This window comes from Azonexus sp. (assembly GCF_049652925.1).
Taxonomy (GTDB): Bacteria; Pseudomonadota; Gammaproteobacteria; order Burkholderiales; family Rhodocyclaceae; genus Azonexus.
The window spans coordinates 1-11,296 of sequence record NZ_JBASFI010000035.1 but is presented as its reverse complement, the minus strand read 5'-3'; the positions used below and the strand labels follow the sequence as shown (position 1 = coordinate 11,296).

Below are 11,296 nucleotides of genomic sequence, written 5' to 3'. Positions count from 1 at the left end.
ATGGGGTTCCGCCTTGCTGGCGGGCGTTTCGAGTAGCGCAGGGAACCGGCGCAGCCGGCACCGACCCAGGGTCGCCTTCTTCTTTGGCTACTTTCTTCTTGGCGAAGCAAGAAGAAAGTACGCCCGCGCCTCAAGCGCGGAAACCACTGTTTGTGTAGAAAACATGTCTATGACTGAAACCCGCAAAACCTACGTCCGTCCCCTCGACATCAAGCACGGCCATGTCGACATGGCCCACGGCTCCGGCGGCCGGGCGATGGCGCAACTGATCGAGGAATTGTTCGCCAAATACTTGGGCAATGAATACCTGGCCCAAGGCGACGACGGTGCGCTGCTTCCGAACCCTGGCGAGGGCAAACTGGTCATGGCCACCGACTCGCATGTCGTCTCGCCGCTCTTCTTCCCGGGCGGCGATATTGGCTGCCTGTCAGTGCATGGCACGATCAACGACGTGGCCATGATGGGCGCCAAACCGCTTTATCTTTCGGCCGGCTTCATCCTCGAAGAAGGTTTCAAACTCGCCGATCTGGCGCGCATCGTGCAAAGCATGGCGGCGGCTGCCAAGGAGGCTGGCGTGCCGGTGGTGACCGGTGACACCAAGGTTGTTGAGCGAGGCAAGGGCGACGGGGTGTTCATCACGACGACCGGCGTCGGGGTCGTGGCGCCGGGGCGCGAACTGTCCGGCCGTTATGCGAAGCCGGGCGATGTCATCCTGGTATCCGGCACGCTGGGCGATCACGGCATGGCAATTATGGCGGTGCGCGAAAGCCTCGGTTTCGAATCGCCAATCGTTTCCGACACGGCGGCCTTGCATGGCCTGATCGAGGCGATGCGAGCCAGCGGCGCCGATATCCACGTCCTGCGCGACCCGACGCGTGGCGGGCTGGCGACGACGCTCAACGAGATCGCCAAACAATCGGGCGTCGGCATGATGCTGCAGGAAAAGGCTATGCCGGTGAATCCGGCGGTCAATGCAGCCTGTGAGTTTCTGGGATTGGACCCGCTTTATGTCGCCAACGAGGGGAAACTGGTGGCGATCTGCGCCGAAAATGACGCTGAAAAGCTATTGGCCGCCATGCGCGCTCACTCGCTGGGCAGCGCGGCGGCCATTATCGGCACCGTGCATGCGGATGAACACCATTTTGTCCAGATGACGACCGGTTTTGGCGGTCGTCGTATCGTGGACTGGCTGAGCGGCGAGCAGTTGCCGCGGATTTGCTGAGACCGGCTTAGTGGCGCAGCGCGATCATCACCGACAGCACGTCGCCGACTTCGGAAATGACGAGTTCGCGGGCGTCGGCAAAATTGTCGGCATTGCGTATGTGGAACAGGTCACGACGACCGTCCGGATAGCGGATGGCGGCGACGTATTCCGGACGTGGCGCCCGGCTGACGGGAAGATCCCGAGGTTTGACTCGCTTTTGCTGTGTTTGCATTGTTGTTCTCCGATCCCTTTTTGTTGATATGCATCGTAGACAAAGCCAAGTGTCTGAAAAATATCGCGAAAGTTATAGAGATATGCGGCATGGGACGGTGCTCCCCGCAAAGCCCCGTCCTGTCTCGCTTCACCTTGCTGACATGAATTGTAAAGAACTGTAAATCGTGCGAATTCTCCTCATTTCTCATAGCTTCAACGGCCTGACTCAGCGACTTTGTTGCGAACTTGTTACGCGCGGCCACGAAATCAGCATCGAATTCGACATTGCTGATGCGGTTAGCGAGGAGGCTGTGGCGCTGTTTCGACCCGATTTGATCATCGCGCCGTTTTTGAAACGGGCGATTCCCGAATCGATCTGGTCGCGCCATTGCTGCCTGATCGTCCATCCGGGGCCGGTTGGCGATCGCGGTCCATCGGCGCTCGATTGGGCGATTCAGGGTGGCGCCAGAGAGTGGGGCGTCACAGTGTTACAAGCTGAGGCGGAGATGGATGCGGGGCCGGTCTGGGCGTCGGCGACCTTTCCGATGCGTTCGGCCCGAAAAGCCTCGATTTATCGCAACGAAGTCACCGAAGCAGCCGTCCAGGCGGTGATTGCCACGGTCAACCGGAAAAATGAGCCAAATTTCAAACCGGAGCGTGTACCCGGGCAGGCGCACGCGGTAATGAAGCAGGTCGACCGCGCCATCGACTGGCGGACCGAAACCAGCGCTGCCATTCTGGCCAAGCTCAATGCGGCCGACGGCTTTCCCGGCGTCGCCGATGAACTGTTCGGTCAGCCCTGTCACCTGTTCGATGCCTGGCTGGAAGCCTCGCTCAAGGGCGATCCGGGCAGCTTGCTTGGCCGCCGTGAAACGGCCATTTGTCGGGCAACGGCTGACGGCTCGGTATGGATTGGCCACGTCAAGTCGGCTGGTGGCATCAAGCTACCGACAACGCTGGCTTTTACGGAGGCTGCCGAGCTGCCAGAGTTGCCGCTAGACGGCGGCAACTGGAAATCTTCGATCCCGACCTGGCAGGACATCGCCTACGAAGAGGCCGGTGGCGTAGGCTTCCTGAGCTTCGAGTTCTACAACGGCGCCATGAGCACCGGCCAATGCAGGCGCCTGACCGAAGCCTTTCAATGGGCGGCGACACGGCCGACCCGGGTCATCGTGTTGCGCGGCGGCAGCGACTTCTGGTCGAACGGCATCCACCTCAACACCATCGAAGCGGCCGAAAGCCCGGCCGACGAGTCGTGGGCCAACATCAATGCCATCGACGATCTGGCCGAAGCCATTTTGCGCTGCGAAACGCAGTTGACCGTGGCCGCGGTCGGCGGCAATGCCGGGGCCGGCGGCTGCTTCCTGGCGCGCGCTGCCGATTACGTCTGGGTGCGCGACGGGGTCATGCTCAACCCGCATTACAAAAACATGGGCAACCTCTACGGCTCGGAATTCTGGACCTATCTGCTGCCACCGCGCGTCGGCGATGAGGGGGCGAAAGCCATCATGCGCCACCGCCTGCCGATGACGGCGCCGGAAGCAGTCAAGCTCGGCTTCTACGACGCCTGCCTGCCCGGTCCCGGCTTCGCCGTCGATGTCGCCCGGCGCGCCGCCGAACTGGCCGCCGCCCCGGATTTCCCCGAAAAACTCGCGGCCAAGCAGGCCAAACGCCACGCCGACGAAGCCGCCAAGCCGCTGGCTGCTTACCGCGCTGAGGAGTTGACCGAAATGCGCCGCAATTTCTACGGTTTCGATCCCGCGTACCATGTCGCGCGCTATCATTTCGTCTCCCGCTCGGCGCATTCGTGGACGCCGCGCCACCTCGCCCGCCATCGCGATCTCGACTGGAAAGTTCCGGCATGACCCTTCCGTCTTCCCACAGCAGCCTGCGCCGCCTGCCGGCCATCCTCGTCGTCGATGACGAGGTACGTTCGCAGGAAGCCCTGCGGCGGACGCTGGAAGAAGATTTCGAGGTGCTCTGCGCCTCCAGTGCTGACGAGGGAATGGAAATCCTCTTGCGGGAGCAAGCCGTCCGCATCGTGCTCTGCGACCAGCGCATGCCGGGGACGACCGGCGTCCAATTTCTCAAGGAAGTGCGCACGCGCTGGCCGGACATCGTGCGCATCATCCTTTCCGGCTATACCGACGCCGAAGACATCATCACCGGCGTCAATGAAGCCGGAATCTGGCAATATCTGCTCAAGCCTTGGCAGCCCGAGCAACTGCTCCTGACGCTGCAGCGCGCCGCCGAAGTCTGGCGTTTGCAGCAGGAGAATCAGCGTCTTTCGCTTGACCTGCGTACGGCTGAGCCGGTGCTCAAAAGGCAAGTCGATCTCAAGCAGGAAAAGGTCAAAACCAGCTTCGGCCTGGCCGGTCTGATCCGCGTCCCGGGCAGCCCGATCAACGCCGTTTGCGACATGGTCGGCCGTGTCGCGCCGTTCGACCTGTCGGTCATGGTCACCGGCGAATCGGGCACTGGCAAGGAAATGATCGCCCGTGCCATTCACTACGAAAGCCGCCGGGCGAGCAAGGCCTTCATCACCGAGAACTGCGGCGCCCTGCCCGACACCCTGCTCGAATCCGAGCTTTTCGGCTACAAGCGCGGCGCCTTCACCGGCGCCGTCGAAGATCGCGTCGGCCTCTTCCAGCAGGCTGATGGCGGCACGCTGTTCCTCGACGAAATCGGCGAAACCAGCCCGGCCTTCCAGGTCAAGCTGCTGCGCGTGTTGCAGGAAGGCGAGTTCCGACCTTTGGGCAGCAATCGCCCCGTCCATGTCGACGTCCGCGTCATCGCCGCGACCAACCGCGATCTCGAAGACGATGTGCGCACCGGCCGCTTCCGTGAAGATCTCTACTATCGTCTGGCGACCATCGCACTGCACGTGCCGCCGCTGCGCGACCGGCCGATGGACCTGCCGCTGCTCGCCCGCCGCCTGCTCGATAGTAGTTGCAAGGCGCTCGGCAAGCTGGTCGAAGGCTTTAGCAACGAGGCGCTCGCCAGCATAGCCGCCTACCGCTGGCCCGGCAATGTGCGCGAATTGCAAAACGAAATTCTGCGCATGGTGGCGCTGTCGACGACGCCGCTGCTCGGTGCCGACCTGCTCTCGCCCCGTGTGCAGAGAACGCCGGTTAGTGAAACTGCGGGCGACGATCCGGCCTGGGCGGTCGGCTTGAGCGGCGGTCTCAAGGAGCGCATGGACCAGCTCGAAATGCACGTTCTCAAGGAGGCGATGAGTCGCCATCGCTGGAACAAATCGCGGGCGGCGCGGGAGTTGGGATTGTCGCGCGTCGGCCTGCGCGCCAAGCTGGTCCGCCACGGTCTGGAGCAGGCCGAATGAAAGTGTTGTGGCTGCAGAGCGGCGGCTGCGGTGGCTGCACGCAGTCGATGCTCTGTTCCGAGCCGCGTTCGCTGTTCGACGAATTGCGCGATGCCGGGATCGAATTTCTCTGGCACCCGGCGCTCTCGGTCGAGAGTGGTGAGGAAGCGCTCACCATCCTCGAAGACTGCGCCGAAGGCCGGCTCGCCTTCGACGCCCTGTGCATCGAAGGGGCCATGTTGCGTGGCCCGAACGGTACCGGCAAGTTTCACCTGATGGCCGGCAGCGGCCGGCCGCTGACCGAATGGGTAGCCCGTCTGGCCCGCCACGCCAAATGGGTTTTTGCCATCGGCTCGTGCACGGCCTATGGCGGTTTTTCGGCCAATACACCGGGCAATCCGCTTGAAGCCTGCGGCCTGCAGTTCGACGAACAAACGCCGGGCGGCCTGCTCGGTGCCGATTTTCAGTCGGCGGCAGGTTTGTCAGTGATCAACATCGCCGGCTGTCCGACGCATCCCGGCTGGGTGGTCGATACGCTGGAAAAAGCCGCGCTCGAGGGGCTGAAGCCGGAAGACCTCGACGAATTCGGCCGGCCCTTGCTCTATGCCGGCGGCCTCGTTCACCACGGTTGCGCCCGCAACGAGTTTTACGAATTCAAGGCCAGCGCCATGAAGCAGTCCGACCTCGGTTGTCTCATGGAAAACCTCGGTTGCAAGGGCACCCAGGCCCACGCCGACTGCAACCTGCGGCCATGGAACGGCAGCGGCTCATGCCTGCGCGGCGGCTTCGCCTGCATCGCCTGCACCGAACCGGGCTTCGAGTCGCCCGGCCACGCCTTCCAGGAAACGCCCAAGCTGGCCGGCATCCCGATCGGCCTGCCGACCGACATGCCGAAAGCCTGGTTCGTCGCGCTCGCCGCTTTGTCCAAGTCGGCGACGCCGAAGCGGGTCCGCAACAACGCCATAGAGGATCATCCGGTGGTCATGCCGGCCGTTCGCAAGAAAGGCGGCGGCAAGTGACGCGCATCGTCGTTGGGCCATTCAACCGCGTCGAAGGCGATCTCGAAGTCAGCCTCGATATCGACAACGGCCGCATCCAGTCGGCCCAGGTCAACTCGCCGCTCTTTCGCGGCTTCGAGCAGATCATGATCGGCCGCGCCCCGCTCGACGCGTTGGCCATCGTGCCGCGCATCTGCGGCATCTGCTCGGTGGCTCAGTCGGCGGCAGCGGCCTCGGCGCTGGCCGAGGCGATGGGTCTCGTTCCCACGGTCAACGGGAAAATATCGCGAAATTTGATATGTGCCACCGAGAATCTGGCCGATCACCTGACCCACTTCTACCTTTTCTTCATGCCCGATTTTGCACGCCCGGCCTATGCCGGGCGGGGCTGGTATCCGGCCGTCGCCCAACGCTTCACTGCGGTCAAGGGTGACGCCGCCGCCGAAGTGCTGCCGGCCCGCGCCGGCTTCCTCCGGTTAATGGGGTTTCTCGCCGGCCGCTGGCCGCACACCCTAGCCATCCAGCCCGGCGGCAGCACGCGGGCGATCACAGCCGGCGAGCGCATCCGCCTGCTCGCCCTGCTCCGCGAATTCCGCGGTTTTCTCGAAAAACGCCTGTTCGGCGACTCGCTGGCAGCTGTCGCCCAACTGGCCAGCAAGGATCAGCTACTCGCCTGGGCCGATGGTCGGGCCGGCGATTTTCCCGCCTTCCTGAATGCTGCGAGCGACCTCGGCCTCGACAAGCTGGGTCGCGCCTACGATGCCTTCCTGTCCTGCGGCGCCTACGACCTGTTCCCGGCTGGTACCTGGCAAGCCGGGCAGGCGGCGGTCTTCGTTCCGGTCGCCATCGATGAAGACACGACCAGTGCCTGGCTGGCGGCCGGCCAACCGCGCCACCCGGCGCAGGGCGAAACCATCGTCGATGCCAACAAGCCCGACGCCTACACCTGGTGCAAGGCGCCGCGCTACGCCGGCCAGCCCTACGAAGTCGGTGCCCTGGCCCGCCAGGTCATCGCCGGTCACCCGCTGGCGCTTGATATGGTGCAGCGCGACGGCGCCAGCGTCATGGCCCGCGTTGTCGCCCGCCTGCTCGAACTGGCCCTCGTCCTGCCGGCCATGGAAGGCTGGGTGAATACCCTGCGACCCGGCGAGCCTTTCTGCGCCCATGGCGACATGCCCGACGACGCCAGCGGCACCGGCCTCGTCGAAGCTGCCCGCGGCAGCCTCGGCCACTGGCTGAGCATCAAGCGCGGCCGTATCGAGCGTTATCAGATCATCGCCCCAACCACATGGAACTTTTCGCCGCGCGATGCTTCCAATCAGCCCGGCCCGCTTGAACAGGCTCTTGTCGGCCTGCCAGCCGGCGATGGCGCGCCACCGACCGTACAGCATGTCGTGCGCTCGTTCGATCCGTGCATGGTGTGTACGGTGCATTAGCCTCGGGCGTTTCCTGAATGTCGTGCCAGGAAAATGGTTTGACGGTTATTGTCCGGAATCAACTCAGCCGCCAAGCAATTTTAAGAGTGACAATGCGGCGATAAATCAGACTTGAAACAGGTTAGTCCCATACCCCGAATGAATTTCAGCAGAATTTCCAAAAGCCTTGTTACCCGAATGATTCTGTTTGGGGTGTTGCTTGTCGTTTCCGGCGCTTTGGCGCGCTTTTTCTTTCTTGGCAAGTTTTTGCGCGAGGATGTGATTGAGGTTGTTTCTGCTCAGCAAATCGCTTTGGCCAAAGCCGTCGCCAGGGATGTCGATCATCAATTGACGACGCGCTGGAATACCCTGAATCGTCTCGGAGAAAGCTTCCCACTCGAGATGGTGAAGCAGCCTGAGCAGTTGACCGACTGGCTGGCGGAACGTCACCGGATAAATCCTGTGTTTTTGCCTGGATTGCTGGTGGCCGACAGACAAGGGATCATCATTGCCGACTTTCCGGCAGTTTCCGGGCGAAGAGGTGCGTCAATCGCCGACAATCCCGACTTTGCCCGAGCCCTCGCCGGGAATGCCGGCATCGGGAAGCCGCAATTCGGCGTTTTTGCCAAAAAACCCGTTTTACCCATGGGCATGCCGTTGAAGGATAAAGAGGGCGCTGTCCAGGCCGTCCTTGTCGGCATCAGCGCGCTCGATTCTCCCGGTTTTCTCGGGCACATCTTTAACGGGAAAATAGGCAATTCCGGTGGATATTTGCTGATATCGCCACAGGATGGTCTTTTCGTTGCGGCCGGCGATCCCGACCTTGTTTTGAAAAAAACGCCACCGGTTGGCGTCAACCATTTGCATGATCGCGCCATGCAGGGCTTTCGCGGCGTCGGGGTAACAATCAATGCGAAAGGCATCGAGGAGCTGGCGGCTGTCGCCGACGTGCCGAGCACCGGCTGGTTTGTCGTGGCCAGGATGCCGACCGCCGAAGCGTTCGAGGCAGTGACGCGAGCGCAGGAGCGGATCGTCAAATACGGGATTCTCGCCGTCATTTTTGTTTGCGTCGTCATCGGTCTGGTGTTCAGGCTATTGCTGCGCCCGCTCTTTTCTGCCGCCGACCTGGCCGAACGCATGACCCAAGGCGAGCTTCCGTTGAAGCCATTGCCGGTGGTCCGGGACGACGAGGTTGGCCATCTCACCGGGGCCTTCAATCGCTTGCTGGAAAAACTTTCGCTAACCCAGGCGGCGCTTGAGCGTATGGCGCATCATGACCCGCTGACCGGTTTGCTCAATCGCAACCTGCTGGCTGACCGGATGCTGCAGGCCTTCGCCCGCGCCAAGCGCAACGGGTCGAAAGTCGCCGTCCTGTTTCTCGATCTCGATGGTTTCAAGCCGATCAATGACGAACTGGGACACGAGTACGGCGATGCCGCGCTGGTCGAGGTGGCGCGACGCTTGTCCGGGCTGGTTCGCCAAAGCGATACCCTGGCGCGGGTCGGGGGCGACGAGTTCGTGTTCGTCATCACCGATCTGGGAGGCAACAGCGACGAGGTGGTGAAAAAAATCGCCGCCAAGTGCATCGAAATGGTCTCCAAACCGATCGAACTGCAGAATGTCGCCCATTCACTCGGCGTTTCGATCGGGATCGCCATGAGCGATGGCTTGAGCGAGCCGGGGCAACTCCTCAAGGCGGCCGATCTGGCGATGTATGTTGCCAAAAGGAATGGACGCAGTTGCTATGCCATGGCGTCTGAGCCGCTCCCTTCCGAAGGAAAAGCATGACCACGCTTCAGACAACGCTCTCCAGCAGCTTCAACCGATTTTTCGAGTCGGAAAAATCGAGCGGCATCGTCCTGATCTTCTGCACGATCCTCTCGCTGCTCGTTGCCAATTCCGCCTTCGGGCCGGCCTATCTCGATTTCTGGCACATCAAGGTGGCCGGGCTCAGCCTTGAGCATTGGGCCAATGATGCGCTGATGGCGGTGTTTTTCCTGTTTGTCGGCCTGGAACTGGAGCGCGAACTGTATGTCGGCGAGTTGTCGAATTTCCGCAAGGCGCTGCTGCCGATCATCGCTGCCGCTGGTGGCATCGTTGTCCCGGCGGGGATTCACTACGCCCTCAATGCCGATATGCCAACGCAGGCCGGGGCGGGCATTCCGATGGCCACCGACATCGCATTTGCGCTCGGCGTGCTGGCCTTGCTCGGTAGTCGGGTGCCGGCTTCGCTCAAGGTTTTCCTGACGGCGCTGGCGGTCATGGACGATCTGGGGGCGATTGTCGTCATCGCCATTTTCTATACGACGCAGTTTTCGCCCGGTTACCTGCTGGCGGCGTTTGCCGTGTTTGGTGTGCTGATCATCCTCAATCGCCTGCGCGTCATGTCGCTGCTGCCTTATTTGCTGGGCGGGGCGCTGATGTGGTTCCTGATGCTCAAATCCGGGGTGCACGCGACCATAGCCGGCGTTCTGCTGGCTTTTGCCATTCCGTTCTCGGGGCAGGACAACGATGAGGCCTCACCTTCGCATCGTCTCGAACATCTGTTGCACAAACCGGTAGCATTTATAGTCCTGCCCATTTTTGCGCTGGCCAATACCGGGATCGTTATCTCGGCAGGTTGGCAGCAGGAACTGTTGTCCAGCAACAGCCTGGGCATTCTGGGCGGTCTCGTTCTCGGCAAGCCGCTGGGCATTTTTCTGGCCAGCCTGCTCGCCGTGGCGGTCGGGGTCTGTGCCTTGCCGGGCGACCTCAAGCGGCGTCACATCCTTGGTGCCGGCCTGCTTGGCGGCATCGGCTTCACGATGTCCATTTTCATCACCAACCTGGCCTTTCACGACAGTGCGGGCCTCATTAATTCCTCGAAAATGGCCATCCTGGTGGCGTCGCTGGCGGCGGGCGGACTCGGCTTCGTCTGGCTCCGGTTTTTCAGCCCGGCGCCCCGAGCGTGAATCGAAAAAGCGGCCGGCAGGGCTCACCAGATTGCATCTCCGATTTGAGCTGCTGACAGCAGCGGAGGCGTGGCGATGGGCGCAAGGAGCGGGAATTTCCGGCGCAAAGTCTCGTGCACTTGGGAGTACACTGCGCGGTTTGCATTTGCCTGGTCGGGATTCGAATGAAGATACTGTTGGTGGACGATTCGCGAGCGATTGCCATGGTCATGCGGGCTCGACTAGAGTCTTTCGGCTACGAGGTAAAACATGCGATCAACGGCGAGATTGCACTTGAGTTTTTCCAGGCGGAAACCTTCGATCTGATCCTGATGGATATCGAGATGCCGGGTATGAACGGGTTTGAGGTAACGACCCGGATTCGCGCCCAGGAGGGCATGGAGCCTTGGGCCTGGACGCCGATTATTTTCGTGACCGCGACCGATACCGACACCAATCTGGTGACGGCCATCGAAGCAGGGGGCGATGACTTCATTTCGAAAACCGTTCCGGAAAATGTCCTGCAGGCCAAGATGAAAGCCATGTCCCGGATCGCCGCCTTGCGCGCCCGTCTGTGCCTGGCCAACGGCAAACTTCAGGATCAGGCCAATCGCGATGGCTTGACCGGCTTGCTCAATCGCCGCGCCATGGACATGCAGCTCGACATCGCCTGGGAACAAGCCCGGCAATCGGCCAAGCCGTTCAGCCTGTTGATGATCGATGTCGATAATTTCAAGAAATATAACGACCACTACGGTCACCAGGCCGGCGACGATTGTTTGATAGCGGTTGCCGCCTGCCTGGGCGAGCAGATTCAACTGATCAACGACGACCGGACGGCGCCCGGAGCTTTTGTCGCCCGTTACGGTGGCGAAGAGTTTGCCGTGGTCATTCCCGACGCCGCGCCGGGTGTGCACGCCGGCGTGGCGGCCGGCCTGATCGAAGCGGTTGCCGGTTTGGGTATTCCTCATGAAAAGAACGAGGCCTATGGCATCGTCACCATTTCCCTTGGTGCCGCCTGCTTCCCGCACGCCATGGGCCAAGTCAAGACGCTCTTCCGTCTGGCCGATGACCTGCTTTACAAAGCCAAGGACGCCGGACGCAACCGGGCCGAAGTGGCCTGAGGAAGGCTACCGCCGGGCGGTGATATTTCAAATTCAGGCGTTTTTTCCGGTTGACCGTGGGATGCCACGGTCAAACGGAAAAAACGGCCAAAA

The 11,296-nt window shown here is 61.8% G+C and carries 9 protein-coding genes; 8 read left to right on the top strand and 1 reads right to left on the bottom strand.

The features are described from left to right. Window positions 1-169: 169 nt before the first annotated feature. The gene (gene hypE, locus WBK19_RS17055) at window positions 170-1,222 is read left to right on the top strand and encodes a hydrogenase expression/formation protein HypE (protein ID WP_511291861.1); all 1,053 of its coding nucleotides are present in this window, start codon (window positions 170-172) and stop codon (window positions 1,220-1,222) included. Window positions 1,223-1,229: 7 nt separating this feature from the next. Here the strand turns inward: hypE and WBK19_RS17050 are convergent, their stop codons facing one another. Continuing rightward, entirely contained in the window at window positions 1,230-1,436 is a 207-nt protein-coding gene (locus WBK19_RS17050) for a hypothetical protein (protein WP_494646661.1), read from the bottom strand. Between the two features lie 166 nt (window positions 1,437-1,602). Here WBK19_RS17050 and WBK19_RS17045 point away from each other — a divergent pair, with 166 nt between their 5' ends. The 7 genes from WBK19_RS17045 (at window position 1,603) to WBK19_RS17015 (ending at window position 11,203) form a co-directional block, all read left to right on the top strand. Beyond that, window positions 1,603-3,282 (top strand): hydrogenase maturation protein, encoded by a 1,680-nt coding sequence (locus tag WBK19_RS17045; protein ID WP_511291859.1) that lies wholly within the window; start codon window positions 1,603-1,605, stop codon window positions 3,280-3,282. Then, window positions 3,279-4,757, top strand: coding sequence for a sigma-54-dependent transcriptional regulator (locus WBK19_RS17040; RefSeq protein WP_511291857.1), 1,479 nt, complete (start codon window positions 3,279-3,281; stop codon window positions 4,755-4,757). The genes WBK19_RS17045 and WBK19_RS17040 overlap by 4 nt, the downstream gene beginning before the upstream one ends. After that, entirely contained in the window at window positions 4,754-5,755 is a 1,002-nt protein-coding gene (locus WBK19_RS17035) for an NADH-quinone oxidoreductase subunit B family protein (protein WP_511291855.1), read from the top strand. The genes WBK19_RS17040 and WBK19_RS17035 overlap by 4 nt, the downstream gene beginning before the upstream one ends. Continuing rightward, window positions 5,752-7,170: a nickel-dependent hydrogenase large subunit gene (locus WBK19_RS17030; protein WP_511291853.1), complete on the top strand. Its 1,419-nt coding sequence runs from the start codon at window positions 5,752-5,754 to the stop codon at window positions 7,168-7,170. Before WBK19_RS17035 ends, WBK19_RS17030 begins: the two co-directional genes overlap by 4 nt. Before the next feature lie 138 nt (window positions 7,171-7,308). Then, the gene (locus WBK19_RS17025; protein WP_511291851.1) at window positions 7,309-8,937 is read left to right on the top strand and encodes a HAMP domain-containing protein; all 1,629 of its coding nucleotides are present in this window, start codon (window positions 7,309-7,311) and stop codon (window positions 8,935-8,937) included. Next, complete coding sequence (gene nhaA / locus WBK19_RS17020; protein ID WP_511291849.1) at window positions 8,934-10,100, top strand: Na+/H+ antiporter NhaA; 1,167 nt, start codon at window positions 8,934-8,936, stop codon at window positions 10,098-10,100. The genes WBK19_RS17025 and nhaA overlap by 4 nt, the downstream gene beginning before the upstream one ends. A 164-nt stretch (window positions 10,101-10,264) precedes the next feature. Further along, window positions 10,265-11,203, top strand: a complete 939-nt coding sequence (locus tag WBK19_RS17015; protein ID WP_511291847.1) for a GGDEF domain-containing response regulator — start codon at window positions 10,265-10,267, stop codon at window positions 11,201-11,203. The last annotated feature ends 93 nt before the right edge of the window (window positions 11,204-11,296 follow it).

Bases quoted from the DNA above. Each gene is read 5' to 3' on its own strand.
- hypE (WP_511291861.1), top strand. From the start codon at position 170: ATGACTGAAACCCGCAAAACCTACGTCCGTCCCCTCGACATCAAGCAC.
- WBK19_RS17050 (WP_494646661.1), bottom strand. From the start codon at position 1,436: ATGCAAACACAGCAAAAGCGAGTCAAACCTCGGGATCTTCCCGTCAGC.
- WBK19_RS17040 (WP_511291857.1), top strand. From the start codon at position 3,279: ATGACCCTTCCGTCTTCCCACAGCAGCCTGCGCCGCCTGCCGGCCATC.
- WBK19_RS17035 (WP_511291855.1), top strand. From the start codon at position 4,754: ATGAAAGTGTTGTGGCTGCAGAGCGGCGGCTGCGGTGGCTGCACGCAG.
- WBK19_RS17025 (WP_511291851.1), top strand. From the start codon at position 7,309: ATGAATTTCAGCAGAATTTCCAAAAGCCTTGTTACCCGAATGATTCTG.
- nhaA (WP_511291849.1), top strand. From the start codon at position 8,934: ATGACCACGCTTCAGACAACGCTCTCCAGCAGCTTCAACCGATTTTTC.
- WBK19_RS17015 (WP_511291847.1), top strand. From the start codon at position 10,265: ATGAAGATACTGTTGGTGGACGATTCGCGAGCGATTGCCATGGTCATG.